This is a genomic window from Corynebacterium genitalium ATCC 33030 (assembly GCF_000143825.1).
Taxonomy (GTDB): Bacteria; Actinomycetota; Actinomycetes; order Mycobacteriales; family Mycobacteriaceae; genus Corynebacterium; species Corynebacterium genitalium.
Genome location: NZ_CM000961.1, coordinates 2,256,635 through 2,274,824, shown reverse-complemented (window position 1 = coordinate 2,274,824; position 18,190 = coordinate 2,256,635). Strand labels below are relative to the sequence as shown.

General features: G+C 62.4%; 18 protein-coding genes and 1 tRNA gene. 10 read left to right on the top strand and 9 right to left on the bottom strand.

The window, feature by feature from the left end; genetic code table 11:
* Positions 1-98: 98 nt before the first annotated feature.
* From HMPREF0291_RS12105 to panC, 3 genes are read left to right on the top strand one after another with little or no spacing between them, the layout of a single operon-like run.
* Positions 99-536 carry a hypothetical protein gene (locus tag HMPREF0291_RS12105; RefSeq protein ID WP_040423812.1) on the top strand — a complete coding sequence of 146 codons (438 nt, stop codon included), beginning with the start codon at positions 99-101 and terminating at the stop codon, positions 534-536.
* Positions 533-853, top strand: coding sequence for a transcriptional regulator (locus tag HMPREF0291_RS10740; protein WP_005291429.1), 321 nt, complete (start codon positions 533-535; stop codon positions 851-853). Before HMPREF0291_RS12105 ends, HMPREF0291_RS10740 begins: the two co-directional genes overlap by 4 nt.
* Entirely contained in the window at positions 837-1,634 is a 798-nt protein-coding gene (gene panC, locus HMPREF0291_RS10735) for a pantoate--beta-alanine ligase (RefSeq protein ID WP_005291427.1), read from the top strand. Before HMPREF0291_RS10740 ends, panC begins: the two co-directional genes overlap by 17 nt.
* A 3-nt stretch (positions 1,635-1,637) precedes the next feature.
* Here the strand turns inward: panC and panB are convergent, their stop codons facing one another.
* The 4 genes from panB to HMPREF0291_RS10715 are packed head-to-tail and all read right to left on the bottom strand — an operon-like array spanning position 1,638 to position 5,634.
* On the bottom strand, positions 1,638-2,456 hold the full coding sequence (panB, locus tag HMPREF0291_RS10730; RefSeq protein WP_005291422.1) for a 3-methyl-2-oxobutanoate hydroxymethyltransferase: 819 nt from the start codon (positions 2,454-2,456) through the stop codon (positions 1,638-1,640).
* Positions 2,457-2,465: 9 nt separating this feature from the next.
* Positions 2,466-3,332: an ABC transporter ATP-binding protein gene (locus HMPREF0291_RS10725; RefSeq protein WP_005291420.1), complete on the bottom strand. Its 867-nt coding sequence runs from the start codon at positions 3,330-3,332 to the stop codon at positions 2,466-2,468.
* A gap of 6 nt (positions 3,333-3,338) precedes the next feature.
* The gene (locus tag HMPREF0291_RS10720; RefSeq protein ID WP_005291418.1) at positions 3,339-4,424 is read right to left on the bottom strand and encodes a FecCD family ABC transporter permease; all 1,086 of its coding nucleotides are present in this window, start codon (positions 4,422-4,424) and stop codon (positions 3,339-3,341) included.
* A gap of 19 nt (positions 4,425-4,443) precedes the next feature.
* Positions 4,444-5,634, bottom strand: coding sequence for an ABC transporter substrate-binding protein (locus tag HMPREF0291_RS10715; protein ID WP_005291416.1), 1,191 nt, complete (start codon positions 5,632-5,634; stop codon positions 4,444-4,446).
* A gap of 154 nt (positions 5,635-5,788) precedes the next feature.
* Between HMPREF0291_RS10715 and HMPREF0291_RS11910 the strand changes: the two genes are divergently transcribed.
* The 3 genes from HMPREF0291_RS11910 (at position 5,789) to HMPREF0291_RS10705 (ending at position 6,463) form a co-directional block, all read left to right on the top strand.
* Positions 5,789-5,944, top strand: coding sequence for a hypothetical protein (locus tag HMPREF0291_RS11910; protein WP_005291414.1), 156 nt, complete (start codon positions 5,789-5,791; stop codon positions 5,942-5,944).
* The gene (locus tag HMPREF0291_RS10710; RefSeq protein WP_005291412.1) at positions 5,941-6,312 is read left to right on the top strand and encodes a hypothetical protein; all 372 of its coding nucleotides are present in this window, start codon (positions 5,941-5,943) and stop codon (positions 6,310-6,312) included. Before HMPREF0291_RS11910 ends, HMPREF0291_RS10710 begins: the two co-directional genes overlap by 4 nt.
* 78 nt (positions 6,313-6,390) lie before the next feature.
* Positions 6,391-6,463, top strand: a tRNA-Arg gene (locus tag HMPREF0291_RS10705).
* Between the two features lie 118 nt (positions 6,464-6,581).
* Here the strand turns inward: HMPREF0291_RS10705 and HMPREF0291_RS10700 are convergent.
* Entirely contained in the window at positions 6,582-7,661 is a 1,080-nt protein-coding gene (locus tag HMPREF0291_RS10700) for a GNAT family N-acetyltransferase (RefSeq protein ID WP_005291410.1), read from the bottom strand.
* Between the two features lie 52 nt (positions 7,662-7,713).
* On the opposite strand from HMPREF0291_RS10700, the gene HMPREF0291_RS10695 reads away from it, so the two are divergent.
* The gene (locus HMPREF0291_RS10695; protein ID WP_332247646.1) at positions 7,714-8,310 is read left to right on the top strand and encodes a TetR/AcrR family transcriptional regulator; all 597 of its coding nucleotides are present in this window, start codon (positions 7,714-7,716) and stop codon (positions 8,308-8,310) included.
* Positions 8,311-8,503: 193 nt separating this feature from the next.
* Here the strand turns inward: HMPREF0291_RS10695 and HMPREF0291_RS10690 are convergent, their stop codons facing one another.
* Genes HMPREF0291_RS10690 through HMPREF0291_RS10675 form a run of 4 tightly spaced genes read right to left on the bottom strand, consistent with a single transcriptional unit; the run spans position 8,504 to position 10,894 of the window.
* On the bottom strand, positions 8,504-8,776 hold the full coding sequence (locus tag HMPREF0291_RS10690) for a mycoredoxin (protein ID WP_005291406.1): 273 nt from the start codon (positions 8,774-8,776) through the stop codon (positions 8,504-8,506).
* A gap of 2 nt (positions 8,777-8,778) precedes the next feature.
* On the bottom strand, positions 8,779-9,297 hold the full coding sequence (locus tag HMPREF0291_RS10685; RefSeq protein ID WP_005291404.1) for a dihydrofolate reductase: 519 nt from the start codon (positions 9,295-9,297) through the stop codon (positions 8,779-8,781).
* 2 nt (positions 9,298-9,299) lie between these two features.
* Positions 9,300-10,124 (bottom strand): thymidylate synthase, encoded by an 825-nt coding sequence (locus tag HMPREF0291_RS10680; protein WP_005291402.1) that lies wholly within the window; start codon positions 10,122-10,124, stop codon positions 9,300-9,302.
* Positions 10,121-10,894: a 3'(2'),5'-bisphosphate nucleotidase CysQ gene (locus tag HMPREF0291_RS10675; protein ID WP_005291399.1), complete on the bottom strand. Its 774-nt coding sequence runs from the start codon at positions 10,892-10,894 to the stop codon at positions 10,121-10,123. The genes HMPREF0291_RS10680 and HMPREF0291_RS10675 overlap by 4 nt, the downstream gene beginning before the upstream one ends.
* 143 nt (positions 10,895-11,037) lie before the next feature.
* Between HMPREF0291_RS10675 and HMPREF0291_RS10670 the strand changes: the two genes are divergently transcribed.
* The 3 genes from HMPREF0291_RS10670 to HMPREF0291_RS10660 all read left to right on the top strand — a co-directional run bounded on the left by HMPREF0291_RS10670 (position 11,038) and on the right by HMPREF0291_RS10660 (position 18,155).
* Positions 11,038-12,489, top strand: a complete 1,452-nt coding sequence (locus HMPREF0291_RS10670; protein ID WP_005291397.1) for an ATP-binding protein — start codon at positions 11,038-11,040, stop codon at positions 12,487-12,489.
* 82 nt (positions 12,490-12,571) lie between these two features.
* Positions 12,572-17,320 carry an ATP-dependent helicase gene (locus tag HMPREF0291_RS10665; protein WP_005291395.1) on the top strand — a complete coding sequence of 1,583 codons (4,749 nt, stop codon included), beginning with the start codon at positions 12,572-12,574 and terminating at the stop codon, positions 17,318-17,320.
* Positions 17,307-18,155: a DNA-formamidopyrimidine glycosylase family protein gene (locus HMPREF0291_RS10660; protein ID WP_005291393.1), complete on the top strand. Its 849-nt coding sequence runs from the start codon at positions 17,307-17,309 to the stop codon at positions 18,153-18,155. The genes HMPREF0291_RS10665 and HMPREF0291_RS10660 overlap by 14 nt, the downstream gene beginning before the upstream one ends.
* The last annotated feature ends 35 nt before the right edge of the window (positions 18,156-18,190 follow it).

Here is an 18,190-nt window from a genome sequence, read left to right as displayed (position 1 = left end):
AACAAGTAGCCAGCGCAAACGTCGAAGCCTCAATTTTCCACTTGTTTTCTAGTCTGGAAAGTGTCATGCTTTCTTATGTGGAAAACAAGGGAGATGCAATGAATGTGACAGAGGTGAATAAATCGCTCGCGGCCGTCCGCGATATTGAGGCGCGCGCCGCGCAGGTGCCGATCCCGTGGGGCATGGTGACTGCCGCGGGGCTGACCTTCGGTCTCGGTGTCGGCATCATGGTGGCCGGATACGTGTGGGGACTGCTTGTCTTTCTCGTTTCGCTAGTTCTCATGATCGTGCTTGATTTTGGCAGCAAGCGGACTGTCCGCACAGCAATGAAGCAGGACGTGCAGTCGGAAGAGAACACATGGAGCTGGAAGCGCTTCTTCACGTTCATCGTGCTCTACACGATCGCGTATATCGGGATGCAGGTCTATGCCGACCATTACCCGGACGGAAACACGGCGGTCGGCATCGTCGTGGGAATCATTGCCGCCGCAGCGATGATTGCGGGTTACGGCCTGACGTGGAGGAAATACCATTGATCGACCCAGTTATTCATCCCCTCAACCGGCTGAAGATCTGCGCGGCACTGCGCGCTGGAGGTGCGACGGAGGGCACGACGCGCCGCGAAATGAAGTTCTCGCGGCTGCGGGATATCACTGATCTGTCGGACGCGACTTTGTCCAAGCAGCTCAGTGTCTTAGAGGAGCACGGCTACGTCTCCAGGTTCCGCGAATACGGGTCAACCCGTGCGAAGGACACCGTGTGGGTGACACTCACCAAGGCAGGGGAAAAGGCCCTCGAAGGCCACCTCGACGCACTCAACCGATACGCTGAGCCGCATGACAACTCTGACTAGGACTCCGCAGGAGCTTGAGCAAGCGCTTATCGACGCCCCCGGGGTCTCCCTCGTACCCACCATGGGTGCGCTGCACAGCGGCCATATCTCGCTCGTCCGGGAGGCTCAGAAGCTGGGCAACCCCGTGGTGGTGAGCATCTTCGTCAACCCCCTGCAGTTCGCGCCGGGGGAGGACCTGGACGCGTACCCGCGCACGCTCGAGGAGGACATCGCGAAGCTCGAGGCGGAAGGCGTTGACGCGGTTTTCGCGCCGAGCGTATCGACGATGTACCCCCACGGTCCCCGCACCACGATCCACCCGGGGCCGCTCGGATCGGTGCTGGAAGGAACAACCCGCCCGACGCATTTCGCTGGTGTGCTCACTGTGGTGGCCAAACTGTTCTGTCTCACCGGTGCCAGCGACGCGTTCTTCGGTGAGAAGGACTACCAGCAGCTGGCTCTCATCCGCCAGATGGTCGAAGACCTGCACCTGCCGGTGCGCGTGCACGGCTGCCCAATCATCCGCGAGGACAGCGGACTGGCATTGTCGTCGCGCAACCGCTACCTGAGCGAGGACGAGCACCGCACTGCGCTGACGTTGTCGCGCGCCCTGGCGGCGGGCAGCTATGACGGGGCCCTGGCGGTTCTCGAGTCCGCCGACGACGTCGACCTCGACTACCTCGCCGTGGCCACGCCGGAACTGGAAGAACTGCCCGATGGTTACACCGGCCCCGCACGCCTGCTCGTCGCCGCCAAGGTGGGGCAGACCCGCCTCATCGACAACGCTGAAATTCAGGTCTAGGCGCTAAAAGGTGTGTTCGTCCGCGGGGAATTCGCCCTCGTGGACGGCGCGCTTGTAATCTGCCGCGGCTGCGCCGAGCGCCTCGCCGACCGCACCGAACTGGCGCACGAAACGCGCGCGGTGGCCGCGTGCTGGGAAATCGGCCAAATCGTGCCAGACCAGCACTTGCGCATCCGTGTCCGGGCCAGCGCCGATGCCGATGGTGGGAACGGGGCAATTGGCGGTGATCTCCTCGGCCAGCTCAGCCGGGACCATCTCGAAAACGACCATGTCCGCGCCCGCTTCGACGACCGCGTTGGTGTCGGCCCAGAGCTGGTCGGCGCTGTCATCGCGGCCCTGGACCTTGAAGCCGCTCAAATTGTCCACGGACTGAGGGGTGAAGCCCACATGGGCGCACACTGCGAGACCGGCGTCCTTGAGCGCCTTGATGCGCGGCGCGATGCGGACACCGCCCTCGAGTTTGACCATGTGGGCGCCGCTGCGGCGGATCATCTCGGTGGCGGTGCGCACGGCTTGCTCGTCGGAAGCTTCATAGCTGCCGAAGGGGAGGTCGGCCACAACGAGCGCGTTACCGGCGCCGCGCACGACGGCTGCGGCTAGGTAGGTCATCTCGTTGACCGAGACTTGGTTGGTGGTCTCGTAGCCGTAGACGACATTGGCGGCGGAGTCGCCGACGAGCATGCATTCGATGCCGGCTTCCGCGAAGACGCGGGCGGTGGAGTAGTCGTAGGCGGTGAGCATCGCCCACTTCTCGCCGTCGAGCTTCTTCTGCCTCAGGTCCGCGACCCGAACTTTCTTGGTGGGGGCCAGGTATCCAGTCATGCAGACAGTCTAGGCACGCGCCGAGGTGATGGCGTCGATAACGTCGGGATCCGCGTCTTCCACATTCACCGCGATGGGGCCCATCGGGCCGGCGTCGGTCGGTGTTTCGTGGCGGGGGAGACGCAGTACTGGGCAGACGATCGGCACGCCGGCGTCGTTGATGATGCGGGCGGAAATGCCGTAAACGCGCTCGAGAAGCTCGGGGGTGAGCACTTCTGCCGGGGTGCCCTTGGCGATGGCGTGCCCGTCCTTGATCACCAGTAGCTCGTCGCAGAAGCGGGCCGCCAGGTTCAGGTCGTGGAGCGCCACGAGCGCCTGGCGGTCGTCGCCGCGGACCTCGTCCTGGATGATCTGCAGCAGTTCCACCTGGTGGCGCAGGTCGAGGGCGGAGGTGGGCTCGTCGAGAAGCATGATGCGCGGTGAGCGCACGAGCATCTGCGCGACGGCGACGAGCTGGCGCTGGCCGCCGGACATGTCGGAAATCATGCGGTCGGACAGCTTCGTGATACCCAGGCGGTGCATGACCGCCGCCGTGTTCTCCAGTGCGTTGTTGGTGCCTTCGCCGCGGCGTCGCGCGGAGACCATGACGGACTCGAAAGCGGTGAGTGTTGCGCGCGAGAGCATGTCCTGCGGCACGTAGCCGACGGCTTGGACGCGCTCCTTGGCGCTCAACGTGCGGCCGTCAACGACGATGTCCGCGCTGCCCTCGGACGGCTTGTTGATGCCGGCGAGCGTTTTCACGAGCGTCGATTTGCCGGCGCCGTTCGGGCCGATGAGGCCGGTGATCTTGCCGTCGTCGAGCGGGCCGAACGTCATGTCGTCGATGATCGTCGTCCGGCCGTACCGCACGGTGAGATTTGTTGCGCTGATGGCCATGGGGGCTTAAGCACTCCTTCCACGCGAGCGGGTGAAGATCAGGAACACGAAGAACGGTACGCCGACGAGCGAGGTAATGATTCCCAGTGGAATGGCCACGCCGGGAATGATCGAGAGCGACACTGCGTACGCGAGGCTCATGAGCATGGCGCCGGCAGCGGTCGCGCCGGGGAGGAAGAATTTCTGGTCTTCGCCGACGATCATGCGTGCGATGTGCGGGCCGACCAGGCCGATGAAACCGATGATGCCGGTGAACGCCACAGACGCGGACGCCAGCAGCGAAGCGACGATCAGGGTGGTCACGCGCAGGCGCTGCACGTTGATGCCGAGCGCCGCCGCACGGTCGTCGCCAAGCCGCAGCGCGGTGAGCCGCCACGAGTTGACCACACAGAAGGGGATCGCCAGAGCGAGCACGACGGCGATCACGATATTCGCCGTCCACGACGCGCGCTGCATCGAGCCCATCGTCCAGAACACGATCTGCTGGAGCGCCTCATTGGAAGCCACGTATTGCAGCAGGGAGAGCACCGCCTGGAAGAAGAAGGACAGGGCGATGCCGAGCAGAATCATCGATTCCGCGTTCGCACCGCGCCAGATCGCCGCGCCCGCGATGATCAGCACCGCGAAGAGAGCGGAGAGCGCCGCGGTGAGCGCGAGGTTGAGCTGCGCGTTCAGGATGAGCGTCCAGCCCATCACGATGGACACCGCCGCGCCGAGAGCAGCCGCGGCTGAGATGCCGAGGGTGAACGGCTCCGCCAACGGGTTGTCCAGGATCGTCTGCATTTGCGCGCCGGACAGCCCCAACGACGCGCCGACGAGCACCGCCATCACCGCCGCCGGGAGGCGGAGAGTGCGCACGACGGTCTCAGTCTGCTGGTCGACGGAATCGGGGTCAAAGACGGCGCGGAAGACGTCGCTAAGCGAAAGATCGATGGGCCCAACGACAACCGCGACGAGGAAGCTCGCGATCGCACCGAGGATCAGGAGAGCAATTGCGATTGCTTTACGACGGCCGCGGCGACGGTAACTTTCAATCCCACGGTCCGGCGAATCCTTCTCTTGCTCGGTGTCGGGCGCTACGCGTGTGGTCATTGAGCTCTTTTCTTATCGCTTATTTGGCTTCGTATCCGTCGAGGAAGAAGGTGCCGCTGTAATCGATCGGCATCCACTCGGCGTGGAAGTCCTCGAAGTCCTTCGCCGGGTCCAGGTCCCCGAATTCCTCCGGGTGGAGCCACTTGGCGAATGCCTCGAGAGCGAACACGTTGTACGGGCTGTCGTAGAACTGATGGTAGACGGCGAAGAAATCGCCCTCCTTAGGGGCCGTCAGTTGTTCCATACCCGGGCCGTGGAGCGGGCCGCCGAAGGACTCGCGTGCCGCTGCCTCGTCGGCCTGGTAGCCCAGCTCGACATGGCTGAACGCGTCGGTCTTCTGCGGGTCGGGCGCCCACTCGCCGCCGGAAACGACGAGCTTGTCCGGGTTGACCTCGACGAGCTTCTCCGGGGTGATCTCCGTTTCATCGGTGCCCAGAATCTCCGGGCCGACATTGTGGCCTCCCGCCGCATCGACGAGCTTGCCCAGGTTGGCGTCGCCCGCGATGGCGCAGCAGTCCTTGAAGCCGGCTGCCATCCACACAACGGTCTTGGGCTTCTCCGTCGTTGTGTCGACGCGCTCGGTGATATCGCTGACTTTCTCGGACCAGAACTTGTTGTAGCTTGCCGCGCGGTCGGACTTGCCGAAGAGATCGCCGAAGAGCTTCATGGACACCTCGGTGTTATTCAGCGGATCCTGGCGGAAGTCGGTGAAGACGTACTTCAGGCCGACCGCGTCCATGTCGGTGAGGAAGCCGTTCTGCTCGGCGACCGTCTTCTGGTCCAGCGTCATGACAACGACATCCGGCTTCTGTGCCAGGAGGTTCTCCACGGTCACATCGCCCTTCTGCAGGGAACCGATCTGCGGCAGCTCCTTGGCCTCCGGGAACTTCTCCAGGATCTTGTCGCGCATGGCCGGCGCCGCCTTTTCAAAGTCGTCGCCGTATGCCACGACCTTCTCAAACGGATTGTCCTGCAAGATAGAGGTGGCGAAGATGCCGCGGCCTTCAGCCAGCAGGATGCGCTCCGGCTGCTTGTCGAAATCGACCGTGCGGCCCGCCGCGTCGGTGACGGTCAGAACTGCCTCGCCGTTTTTCTCGTCCCCGTTGGAACCTGCGGCGTCACTGCCGCTGGAATCGGAGGCGCAGCCGGCGAGACCGAGCACTGCGATGAACGAAAACAGCAGCGCTGCGAGTGTGCGTGGAAACTTCACGATCCACCTTTCGATATAAGTAAGCCTATGCTTAGTTTCGGGTAACCCTTAAAAGGCTAAGGCATGCCTAATTAGAAAACAAGATTGTGCCCTAATGCGGATTTCAGGGTGAGATCCTCGGCCAATGCGGTTCCCTGCACCTACCATTGGGCGCATGATGCCTAGGAGCCTGTCCCCATCTCGCACGCTGAAAGCTCTCGGAGCCGCCGCACTGCTCATGTCTGTTGCTGGTTGCAGTTCAAGCGACGAGACTGCCCAGCAGCAGGAGCGCCAGGCAGACGGCATTAGCGCCAAGAGCGAGCAAGCATGAACGTCGATAACTTCACGATGGCGGACCTTGATATCGACAGCTTCACACTCATAGCTGAGGCATCGGATATTGCCGACTACCGAATCTTCGATGACGGGGTGGATAAGGATAAGTGCAGCTCGTACACCTACGAGGCGCACGGAGTAACTCAAGAAATCACACAGAAAGAGCTCCCATTCAACGCCGATGCCGAGAAGGGCGCTGCGACGCTCCAGCATTCAGTCTTCGATGACGGAATGGAGTTCCCGCTGTACAGCTTGGCTGCTGTTAAGAACGGAGCCTTCATTTCCATCGCTTTGAAAGACGACTCTGAAGAGTCCATCCAAGCCGCCAACGAGACACTCGACCAGGTACTGGCGAGACTGTAGTTTTTCGCGGCCGGTCAAAGGCAATCCGGGCCGCTTCTTTCGTGGCGAGAAGTCGGTGCGGTAACGTAGCTTCTCGTTGCCTCAGTAGCTCAGTGGATAGAGCACGGCTCTCCTAAAGCCGGTGTCGGAAGTTCGATTCTTCTCTGGGGCGCAACTTTTCTGAACACGGAAAGCTCCTCTACCTGTATGCATAGGTGAGGTGTTTTGTGTTGTGCAGGGACCGGCACCAAGGAAGTTCGGGCCGAAACCCGCGCATATCAGCGACCCAATCATTGGCCCGTGTTCTCGGAGGCTAGTCGCGCGTATACGAGGGTGTCGGTCCATTCGCCCTTGCTGAACCAGTTTTGGACGTGATGAGCTTCGAGCCGGAGTCCAACGCGCTTAGCGAGCGCCGCGGAGCCACTGTTACGGGCATCCATCTGCGCGGTGATGCGGTGGAGATGGTATTGATCAAACCCGAGGGCAAGTACCGCGCGGACGGCTTCGCTGGCAAAGCCTTGTCCACCGTGCGTGGGGTGGAGCACCCACCCAATCTCCGCCTGGCGGTGTTCCTTATCTGTGAGCCACAGTGCGACGTCTCCGATAGGGGTGTCGTCATGCTCAATGACCAGTGCAAGTGCAGCAGCCTCTCCATCGAGGTCAGTCTTTGATAGCCGCTCCGTGAGATTGTCGCGGGTGACTTCCAAAGTCCATGGCTCGTCCAACAGGTAACGAGCAACGTCAGGTCGTGAGTACAAATCGTGAAGCCATGCGGCATCGTCTGTCTCATGCAGGCGGAGTCGAAGCCGTTCTGTCGTCAACGGCCACGTGGGTGTGGACACGAGATTGCGCCGGTAATGGATCAACTCCTCGCGATGCCCTGCGGGCGTGGTTCCTACATCTTGTCCAGTCTCGCGGAAGCCCGCCGTCGTCAAGCAGCGTTGGGAGGCCGTGTTCTCCGGAAGCGTGCGTGCCGTCAAGGTTTGAAGCCCACTGCTGCGCGCGAAGCGTGATGCCAGCTCCAAGCCCCGACGGGCATGTCCATCCCCTCGTGCATCGGGATGAATCCAGAACCCAACCTCGGCAGCCGCGGGGCTGATGTCAAAGAGAACCACGGAACCCACGAACCGGTCGGTCTCAGCGTCGGCAAGTGTGAGGGCGGCCAACGTGCCGGACGAGAGGCCCGTCGCGACCTCCTCACGGATCATCCGTCGCACGGACTCGGGGGTGTAGTCGGGTTCGGGCAGGTGGGCGAAGCGCCGAACAGCTTCATCTTTGCTGCCGGCTGCATACGCGTCTGCATCTAGTTCGGAGAGAGGGCGTAGGCGAGTGTTCTCAAAGGTGATCGGGAGGTTTGTGGCATCCAACATATGCCAAAACTAACATAGTTTGGATAGGTGCATGTTTGGTTAGGCTGGTGGGGTGAGTTACTGGGAACACCGAAAACCTGTTCAGCGTCTCCGCGCCGTGGATATTGCGGACATTGCAAGAGCATCAGCGAGGTTGCTGGACGAAGGTGGGCTGAGGGCGCTCACCATGAGAGCTGTGGCTCAACAAGTCGGCGTCGCTCCAGCCAGCCTATACTCCCGCGTGGAGTCAGTCGATGACCTATTCGACCTCGCCCTCGATACAGCGCTTGCAGACGACCCCGTGATGTCGGACTCGATCCGTACCTCCGACCTGCCCACCCTGATGCAAGATTTCTTCACACACCTCACGACCCACCGGTGGGCAGGTCAGGTCATTGGGATGCGCGCGCCCAGGGGCCCTGCTTACCTGGAGTTTTCTGAGCGCATGTGCGTCCTCCTCGAGCGAGAGGGAGTCCCGGACCCGTTGGGAACTGCCTACCGGTTGTCAAACCTAGTAATCGGCGCCTCTCTGACCGCTCCCATGGCACCCGACGAAAAGCGTGTTGCCATCGACCCCGAACAAGCCCCGGCTTATGCGCGCCTCCACGCGGCGCACCACATTAGCCCACAAGAGATCCTCTCCGAAGGCATCAAGAAACTCTTATCTTGACGAACCATCCCGTTTCTCGGGCCAAAGCCGTGACTGTGGAAGACCTTTTTAGCTGCTTATAGGCTTGCGTAGTGTTGTTTTCCCAGGATGGACGATTGCAATCTAGGGTGCCAGCTTAAGCATCTATTTTTCAAAAAGCCCGTATTTTGCAAAATACGAGCTTGAGTGGGCGTTGAAAATTGCAGCCTGGGGGCTAGTTCAGCTCGGCGATCTTCGCCAGCACCTCGCCGGCGGGTGGGTTGGTGGCGTGGGTGCCGTCGGAATAGAGGACGGTGGGCACGACGCGGTTGCCGTTGTTGACGGACTCGACCCAGGCGGAGGCGTCCTCGTTGCCGGGGGCTTCGACGTCGACGATCTCGTGCGGGGCATCGGCGGAGCGCAGGTCCGCGAGCAGCCTGGTGCAAAACGGGCACCAGGAAGTGGCGAAGACGGTGACGGGGGACGTTGTCTCAGGGGTGGCAGCCAACGTTATTGAGCCTTTCGTTTGAATCGTTGGAAGCGGTAGCGAAGGGGAGATTCCTCCACGCCCTCGATGGTCACGCGGCCGCGCTCTGAGGTGAGCCAGTCGGATTCACTGACCAGCTCGAAATCCTCGCTGATCCGCGGGGCGTATACGGCATTGTGGGGGAGGACAGGGGCGAGGGAGACGTCGATAAGCGTGCGCTCGATGACGTCGACCTCGTCGAGCGTGGCTTCGTAGAGTTGTGCCCCGCCGATGATCCACGCGTCGGTGTCGAGGTCGGGCAGGTCGCGGTAGACGTACGCGCCCTTCGACCAGGTGTCCGCTTCACGCGAGGAAATGATGATGTTGGTGCGGCTCGGCAACGGCTTGAAGGGGAGCGATTCCCACGTGCGGCGGCCCATGATGACGGGGTTGCCAAGTGTGGTCTCCTTGAAATGCTTGAGGTCCTCCGGCAGGTGCCACGGCATGTCTGCGCCATCGCCGATGATGTGGTCGACAGACTGCGCCCAGATTGCGCCGAGCATCGCTACACCGAGACCTTCGCTGCGATCGTCGGGTGCGGGTCGTAGCCTGTGACCGCAATGTCGTCGAAGCCGTAGTCGAAGATGGACTCCGCCTTGGCGAGCTCTAGTTGCGGATACGGGCGCGGCTCACGCGAAAGCTGCTCTTTGACCTGTTCAATGTGGTCGTTGTAGATGTGGCAGTCGCCGCCCGTCCAAATCAGCTCGCCGACCTCAAGACCCGCTTGCTGAGCGAACATGTGGGTCAGAAGCGAATAGGACGCGATATTGAACGGGACGCCCAGGAACATGTCTGCCGAACGCTGGTAGACCTGCATGGACAGCTTGCCATCGGCGACATAGAGCTGGAAAAGCAGGTGACAGGGCATGAGCGCCATCTTGTCCAGTTCCGAGACATTCCACGCGGAAACGACGTTGCGGCGCGATTCCGGGTCTTGTTTAAGCAAATCGAGCGCATTCTGGATCTGATCGATGTGCTGGCCATCCGGCGTGGGCCAGGAACGCCACTGCACACCGTAGACAGGGCCGAGCTCGCCGTTGTCATTCGCCCACTCGTTCCAGATGCGGATGCCGTTGTCCTGCAGCCACTTCACATTCGAGTCGCCCTTGAGGAACCACAGCAGCTCCCCGACAACACCCTTGAAGTAGACCTTCTTGGTGGTCAGGAGCGGGAATGAGTCCGACAGGTCGTAGCGCAGCTGCTTGCCAAAGACACTGACCGTGCCTGTGCCCGTGCGGTCTTCTTTGGCAACACCAGTGTCGAGGATCTCGCGGAGGAGGTCCTCGTACGGTGTGTTGATAGCGCTATTGGTGTTAATGGAATCTGTCACTTTGCGATGCCCTCGTAACTGCCATTCTCTTCGAGGTAAGTGGCGGCGTGGGAGAGAATATCGTCGGCAAGCTCGGGGCGGCAAATGAGCAAGTCCGGAATGTAGGTGTCTTGGTTATTGAAGCGGATCTCGGAGCCGTCGAGACGCGAAGCATGCAGGCCTGCTGCCTTAGCGACACCCACCGGCGCCGCCTGGTCCCACTCGTACTGGCCGCCGGCGTGAATGTAGGCGTCATAATCACCGAGCAGCACGTGCATCGCCTTCGCACCGGCCGAACCGATACCTTCAGCGCCAAAACCGAGCTTGTCCGCGATGAAACGGGCGACAGCCGGCGGACGGTTGTGGGACAGCGCAATCTTGCGGGACAGCGGGCCGGCAACGTGGCGGACATCGGAGGACTTGAACACCACGCCCAGGTCCGGCAGGCCGACAGCCGCGTGCGTGGGTACCCCGTCCTCGACGAGGGCGATGTGCACTGCCCAGTCCTGGCGGCCGGTCGCGAACTCTTTTGTTCCGTCGAGCGGATCCACGATCCACACGCGGTTGTTCTCCAGACGGGAAAGATCATCCACTGCTTCTTCGGACAGGAAACCGTCATCCGGGCGGTGCTGCTCTAGGACCCGGGCAATCCAGTTCTGAGCAAGGTCATCGCCGGCTTCCCCGAGCTCGCGTCCGCGCAACAGCCCGACACCGCGGATGCCTTTGAGGATTTCGCCGGTGCCAAGAGCAATCAGGTTAGTCAACCGTGAGTCCGAGTACGTTGCCGTCATGGTTCAAACCATACCGCTATACCGCCAGTGCGCGCGCGCCGTGCCGGGTCGTGGTCGCCGGGGAACTTAACACTCAACTTCACACTTATCTTCACACAAGTGTTATGTAGTGTTATGTTGAGTGTGAAGTTGGAGAGTCTGAGGTGATTTCCGTGAATAAGGATGAGGTAGACGCGCTCATTGCAGATCTGCGCGTGATCGGGGCGGAAGGCCAAGCCGTCGAAATCAAGAGTGGGGTGGGCAAAAACATTCGTGAGACGCTCAGCGCATTCTCTAACTCTGGCAACGGGATCCTTATTGTGGGTTTGAGTGAGGTTGACGGTTTTCAGCCAGTCGTGGGTTTTGATCCCGTCAAGGAGCGCGACGCGCTCGTGTCGCGATGCGACGAACTCACGCCTCCGGTCCGTCCGGTTGTTGACATACACCACATTGATGATGCGCCTGTTCTCGTCGCTGAGATATCAGAACTGAACCGCGAGGATAAACCCTGTTACGTCACAAGTCAGGGGCGGTACAACGGATCCTACATCCGCTCAGGTGACAGCGAGAGACGGCTGAGCAAGTACGAGGTCGACCGGCTTCTTGAGGAAGAGGTTCCACCAAAGTGGGATGAACAGCCAGTCGCTGAAGCGTTTGTAGACGATTTGTCGGAACCTGAATTGTCAGGTTTTCTCAAAGTGCAGAGAAAGCAGCGCCCGAAGACATTTGCCGATGGGGAAGAAAAGGCACTTCGGCGACTCAAAATTCTCGATGGGGACCATCCCACGCTCGCATCTTTGCTCACCATGGGGGATTATCCGCAACAATTCTTTCCCCGTCTCACTGTGACCTTCGGCTTGTTCCCCGGAACAGGTAAGGGCGATGTCACAACCGGAGCGCGGTTGCTGGATAGTGCTACATTCGCCGGAACAATTCCGGAACTCGTCGAAGCTGGTGTGGCAGCCGTCGAGAAGAATATGCGAACTGCAAGCGTGATTGGGGAGGTCTACCGCACCGATGTGCCTGATTATCCGCTGGTGGCTGTGAGGGAAGCGCTGGTGAACGCCCTCATGCACCGCGATTACTCCCCAAGTGCGCAGGGGGGTCAGGTGCAAATCAATATGTTCGTGGACCGGTTGGAGATTACGAGTCCTGGTGGGCTTTACGGCGGTGTGACCGTGGAGAATCTCGGGGACGCAGGCGTTAGTTCATCTCGTAACCAAAGGCTGGCGTCTTTCCTTGAAGATCTGACTTTCGACGGTGGTGGCCCGGTTGCGGAAAACCGCGGTTCAGGCATTGCAACGATGAACCGAGCGCTGCAGGAAGCACTAATGGCGCCACCAGAGTTCATCAACAGGATCACTGATTTCACAGTGATCTTCAGGAAGCGACGCGTGGCACCCCAGGAACGCCACGTCACCGCTTCGGATAGAGTGCACGACCTGTTTACTCAGAGGGAATCGTGGTCAGCGGCGGAGCTGGTCGCCGAAACAGGCTTGAGCCGTAGCGCGGTCACTGGTGCTGTTAAGCAGCTCATCAACTCCGGCACTGTTGAAGCTACTGAGCCGGTCCGCTCGCCACGTCAGCGCTACCGGCTGTCCCGGCGGTCGACATAGCACTCAACTTCACACTTAACTTCACACAGGTGTTATGTAGTGTGAAGTTAAGTGTGAAGTGCTGCCGGGCTAAAGTGATCCCATGCCCGCGAACGTCCTCGACCGCTTCCACCCCCAGGTAGCCACCTGGTTCGAAGAGGTCTTCGCGGGGCCGACTGCAGTCCAGGACCAGGCGTGGCGGTCGATTTCGGAGGGGGAGAACACCCTCGTGGTCGCCCCGACCGGTTCAGGTAAGACGCTCGCCGCCTTCCTATGGTCCCTCAATCAGATGGTGGGTCGCGCGGGGCAGCAATCGCTCCACTTCACTGAAAACGCGGCGTCGCAGCGCAGCACTGAGGGGACGCGCGACGGCGTGCGCGTCCTCTATATCTCTCCGCTGAAAGCGCTCGGTGTGGACGTGGAGAACAACCTCCGCGCGCCGCTCACCGGTATCGCTCGCGTAGCCCAGCGGATGGGTCTGGACATGCCGGACGTTTCCGTCGCGGTGCGCTCGGGGGATACTCCGCAGTCTGAACGCAACCGGCAGGCCCGCAAACCTCCGGACATCCTCATCACTACGCCGGAAAGCCTGTACTTGATGCTGACCAGCAAGTCGGCGGGGATTCTGAAAACCGTCGATACCGTGATCATCGATGAAATCCACGCGCTTGCCGGCACGAAACGCGGTGTGCACTTGGCGCTGTCGCTGGAGCGGCTGCGCCGCCTTGCCGGGAATTTCCAGCGCATTGGTCTCTCGGCAACCGTCCGGCCGCTCGACGCGGTGGCGAATTTCCTGGGGGAGCGCACAACCATCGTCAACCCGCCCGCGGAGAAGAAGTGGAAGCTCGACGTCCACGTGCCCGTTGAGGACATGAGTGACCTGCCGGTGCCCGAAGAGGGATCCCCGATCGGGGATGCGGTTATCGATGTCACTCCGACAGCCGAAGATGTCATTGACTTCGACCTCGCCCCGCCGCCAACTCCGGGCCAATCGTCCATCTGGCCGCACATCGAGGCGCAGTTGTACCGGGAGATCATGGCGCATCGCTCGACGATCGTGTTCGTCAACGCGCGCCGGACCGCGGAGCGCCTGACCAGCCGCCTCAACGAGATCTGGGCGGCGGAGCACGACCCGGAAGCACTCAGCCCGGAACTTCGGCGCCCACCAGCGCAACTGATGAAGGCGACCGACTTGGCAGGCAAAGCCGCGCCAGTGATCGCCCGCGCCCACCACGGCAGCGTGTCCAAAGAAGAGCGCGTGACCACGGAGACTGCCCTGAAGGAAGGCACCCTCAAGGCAGTGGTGTCTACGAGTTCGCTCGAGCTCGGCATCGACATGGGTGCGGTGGACCTGGTCGTCCAGGTCGAATCCCCTCCGTCGGTGGCCTCGGGGCTGCAGCGCGTCGGTCGCGCCGGGCACTCCGTCGGAGCCGTGTCAGAGGGCTCGTTCTACCCAAAGCACCGTTCCGATCTCGTCCAAACAGCGGTCACCGTGCCCCGTATGCGTGAGGGCCTGATCGAGGAGCTGCACACCCCGAAAAGCCCGCTTGACGTGCTCGCACAGCAGACCGTCGCCGCTGTCGCGGTGGAGGACCTCGAAGTCGACGACTGGTACGAGACCGTCACCCGCGCCTGGCCGTACCGTGACCTGGCCCGCGAAGTTTTCGACGCGGTCATTGACCTCGTTGTCGGCGTCTATCCATCCACCGACTTCGCGGAATTGCGTCCCCGCGCGATCCTCGACGGCACCACCCTGAAAGCCCGCCCAGGAGCCCAACGCGTCGCTGTCACGAACGCCGGCACGATTCCAGACCGCGGTATGTTCGGCGTGTTCTTGATCGCAAGCGATCAAGACGGAGGAAGAGGACCGCGCCGCGTCGGGGAGCTCGACGAGGAGATGGTCTATGAATCCCGCGTCGGAGACGTGTTCACACTCGGCGCATCCAGTTGGCGGATTGAGAACATCACGCGCGATCAGGTCCAGGTCAGCCCCGCGCCGGGCCACACCGGCCGCTTGCCGTTCTGGTCCGGCGACAGTTTGGGCCGGCCGTATGAATTGGGTCTTGCGCTTGGCGAGTTTCGTCGAGAAGCGAAAAGCGGCGGTGAGATCGACCCGAGCCTGGATGCGTACGCCCGCGACAACCTCCTGAAATACCTCGACGAGCAGGAGGAAGCGACTGGCATCATCCCTGATGAGAAAACGCTGGTCCTCGAACGCTTCACGGATGAGGTGGGGGACTGGCGGGTCGTGCTGCACACCCCGTTCGGCAAAGGGGTCAATGCCGCGTGGGCGTTGGCGACGGGGTGGCGCGTGGCGCAGGAGACCGGTATGGATGCCCAGGCTGTCGCGGGTGATGACGGCATTGTGCTGCGCCTGCCGCAGGGCGAGAAGGAGCCGGATGCGTCAGTGTTCGGCTTCGACGCAGACGAGATCGCGGACATCGTGACTGAGCAGGTGGGCAACTCAGCGCTCTTCGCCTCCCGGTTCCGCGAGTGCGCCGCCCGCGCGCTGCTTCTTCCGCGCCGCAATCCGGGCAAGCGCGCGCCTTTGTGGCAGCAGCGCCAACGCGCCGAGCAGCTTCTTGACGTCGCCCGCAACTACCCGTCCTTCCCGATCATCCTCGAGACAGTCCGCGAGTGTTTGCAGGATGTCTACGATTTGCCGGCGCTGCAGGACGTGATGCGCCAGCTGGCTACCCGCCGCATCCGCGTCGCTGAGGTGACCACGGATCAGCCGAGCCCCTTCGCCTCGTCGTTGCTGTTCAACTACACCGGCGCGTTCATGTACGAAGGCGACACCCCGCTGGCGGAAAAGCGCGCCGCGGCCCTCTCGCTCGACCCGTCGCTGCTAGCTAAATTGCTGGGCACCGTGGAGCTGCGCGAGCTTCTCGACGCTGATGTCATCGCAGAGGTCGATGCCTCCCTTCGTCGCGTCGGTAAGGCGGACACCTCCGAGCAGTTCGCGGACACGCTGCGGATCGTGGGCCCCATCCCTCTGGATGAATTGACCACTTATACCTCGGTTCCTTTGTCAGGTCTCGAAAAGAGCCTGACAAAGCGAGTCATGGTGGTCCGCATCGGCGGCCGCGAGCATCTGGCGCAATCACTCGATGCGCCATTGCTTCGCGACGGGCTCGGCGTGCCGATCCCTCCCGGCATTCCCGCCCAAGTGGCCACCATCCCGGACGCGCTGAACCAGTTGGTGAGCCGCTGGGTGCGCACGCGCGGGCCGTTCACGCTCCGCGACCTGGCTGAGGCATTCGGCCTGTCGGTCGGTGCGGCCTACACGGCGTTGACCCCGCTGGTTGACGCCGACAAGGTCATTGAAGGCCGCTACCGCCAGGGTGTTGACGAGCAGGAGTACATGGCCGCCGAGGTTCTGCGCATCGTGCGCACCCGGTCGCTCGCCGCTGCCCGCGCGCAGACTCGCCCGGTCTCACAATCGGCGCTCGGCCGGTTCATGCCGGCCTGGCTCAACATCGCCCCTGCCGGCACGCGGCCGCCGTTGCGCGGTGCGGACGGCGTGTATTCGGTCATTGAGCAGCTCGCTGGCGTCCGCCTTCCTGCCAGCGCGTGGGAGTCCATGATCCTCCCGTCGCGCGTGGGCGACTACTCCCCGGAGATGCTCGATGAGCTGACGCTGGGCGGCGAAGTCGTCATCGTCGGGGCTGGCAAGGCCGGCGCACGCGACCCGTGGATCATGCTGCTGCCCGCCGACTACGCCGCCCAACTCATGCCGATCCCGGAAGAACCCTTGCTCAGTCTCACCCAGCAGCAGGTGATGGACAAGATCCGCGCCGGCGGCGGCTACCTGTTCACTGACTTGTTGGATGGTGTCGGTGGTGCGCGCAGCGCGACCACCGACGAGCTCCGCGAGTCCGTGTGGGATCTCGTCGAGGCGGGTCTGATCGCACCTGACTCGTTCGCTCCGATCCGTGCTCGCCTCGCCGGCGGTAAGCATGGGAAGACGGCGCACAGGGCGAAGCGGCGGCCGTCGAGAAGCAGAATCCGCTCTGGGCGCACCACCTTCACCACCGTGACTCCGCCGGACATGACCGGGCGCTGGGCTGCGACACCAACGCCTGACACTGATCCGACGCAACGTTCGCTGGCGCACGGTGAAGCGTGGCTTGACCGTTACGGCGTGGTCACCCGCGGCAGCATCGTCTCCGAGGACATCCCCGGCGGTTTCGCCCTGGCCTATAAGACGCTCTCCGGTTTCGAGGAGTCCGGCAAAGCCATGCGCGGCTACCTCGTCGAAGGGCTCGGCGCCGCGCAATTCTCCACGCCAGCCACGATCGACCGTTTGCGCGGGCACCAGGACTCAGATGACCTCGTCGGCTGGCCGTCCGGCACCAAGGAACCGAAGGTCTACGTGCTTGCCGCCACCGACCCCGCGAACCCCTACGGCGCAGCGTTACCGTGGCCCGAGTCAGGGCCGACACGGACTGCCGGCGCGCTCGTCGTGCTTATCGACGGCCTCCTCGCCGCCCACATCACCCGTGGCGGCAAGACCATGACCACTTTTTTCGACGGCTTCCCCGAAGGGGTCGTCGCTCACGGCGAAAGGGACGCGGAGCTTCTACGCATGGTCGTCGGGGCGCTCGCCGATGTTGTGGGGCAGGGGCGGATGACGCCGTTGACCGTCGAAAAGCTCAACGGCGGGCCCGCGTTCACCCTGAAAGAGTACGGTGCGGCCGGTTCACCGAAGGGCGCGAAGATCGGCGGCAGAACGGTTGCTTCGCCGAAGCGCCGTGGCCGGACGGTGACCGACGCGATCAAGTCGATGGAGCTGGACGACCTCAGCTTCGACGACCCGTCTGACGAGGAGGACACAGATGCCCGAGGGTGATTCCGTCTACCAGCTGTCCAAACGGCTGCAGTTCATGACCGGCCGCGAGGTGACCAAGTGCTCTCTGCGCGTTCCCCGCTTTGCCACCGTCGACTTCACCGGCATGACCGTCGAGCGCGTCTGGCCCTACGGTAAGCACTTGTTCATGCAGTTCGGCGCGGACGGCTACGAGCCCGAGATACTGCACACCCACCTCAAGATGGAGGGAACCTGGTCCGTTCACCGCGCGGGCAGTCGCTGGAAGAAGCCTGGTCACACAGCTCGAGTCGTGCTCCAGCTTGCGGATGCGGCCGGCGATATCGAGCTGGTCGGCCATTCCCTCGGTCTTGTCGACGTCTTCCCTGCCGTCGCGTACGAGGAAGAGATGGGCTATCTCGGCCCAGACATGCTCGCGGAAGACTTCGATTCTGCGGAGGCTTATCGACGCATTCTCGCCGCACCGGAAAGAGAGATCGGGCGCGCGCTGATGGACCAATACCGTGTCGCGGGAATTGGCAACGAATACCGCGCCGAGATCTGCTTCCTCGCCGGCGTCCACCCCGCCCGCACCGTTGGGGAGTTGGGGGAGGAGAAGGTTCGGTCGATCATCGATATCTCCCGCCGCCTCATGTGGACGAACAAAGAGGAGGTCAAACGCGTCTCCACCGGGGTGAAACGGGCCGGGGAGACGGCTTACGTCTTCGGCCGAAACAACAAGCCCTGCCGGCGCTGCGCCACCTTGATCAAAAACGGATTCCTCGGCGGTGCGGGTGACCTAGAGCGCGTGATCTGGTGGTGCCCCACCTGCCAGCCAGAGCCAGAGGGCTGGCCAGAACGCGCCGTGCGGAAAAGTTGACACAGCGGGACCGTGCTCAAACGACTAAAACGCCG

What these genes read in the sequence shown, in the direction of transcription:
- HMPREF0291_RS10710 (WP_005291412.1), top strand. Translation starts at nt 5,941, where the DNA reads ATGAACGTCGATAACTTCACGATGGCGGACCTTGATATCGACAGCTTC.
- HMPREF0291_RS10660 (WP_005291393.1), top strand. Translation starts at nt 17,307, where the DNA reads ATGCCCGAGGGTGATTCCGTCTACCAGCTGTCCAAACGGCTGCAGTTC.
- HMPREF0291_RS10725 (WP_005291420.1), bottom strand. Translation starts at nt 3,332, where the DNA reads ATGGCCATCAGCGCAACAAATCTCACCGTGCGGTACGGCCGGACGACG.
- panB (WP_005291422.1), bottom strand. Translation starts at nt 2,456, where the DNA reads ATGACTGGATACCTGGCCCCCACCAAGAAAGTTCGGGTCGCGGACCTG.
- HMPREF0291_RS10700 (WP_005291410.1), bottom strand. Translation starts at nt 7,661, where the DNA reads ATGTTGGATGCCACAAACCTCCCGATCACCTTTGAGAACACTCGCCTA.
- HMPREF0291_RS10675 (WP_005291399.1), bottom strand. Translation starts at nt 10,894, where the DNA reads ATGACGGCAACGTACTCGGACTCACGGTTGACTAACCTGATTGCTCTT.
- HMPREF0291_RS10720 (WP_005291418.1), bottom strand. Translation starts at nt 4,424, where the DNA reads ATGACCACACGCGTAGCGCCCGACACCGAGCAAGAGAAGGATTCGCCG.
- panC (WP_005291427.1), top strand. Translation starts at nt 837, where the DNA reads ATGACAACTCTGACTAGGACTCCGCAGGAGCTTGAGCAAGCGCTTATC.
- HMPREF0291_RS10685 (WP_005291404.1), bottom strand. Translation starts at nt 9,297, where the DNA reads ATGCTCGGCGCAATCTGGGCGCAGTCTGTCGACCACATCATCGGCGAT.
- HMPREF0291_RS12105 (WP_040423812.1), top strand. Translation starts at nt 99, where the DNA reads ATGAATGTGACAGAGGTGAATAAATCGCTCGCGGCCGTCCGCGATATT.
- HMPREF0291_RS10665 (WP_005291395.1), top strand. Translation starts at nt 12,572, where the DNA reads ATGCCCGCGAACGTCCTCGACCGCTTCCACCCCCAGGTAGCCACCTGG.
- HMPREF0291_RS11910 (WP_005291414.1), top strand. Translation starts at nt 5,789, where the DNA reads ATGATGCCTAGGAGCCTGTCCCCATCTCGCACGCTGAAAGCTCTCGGA.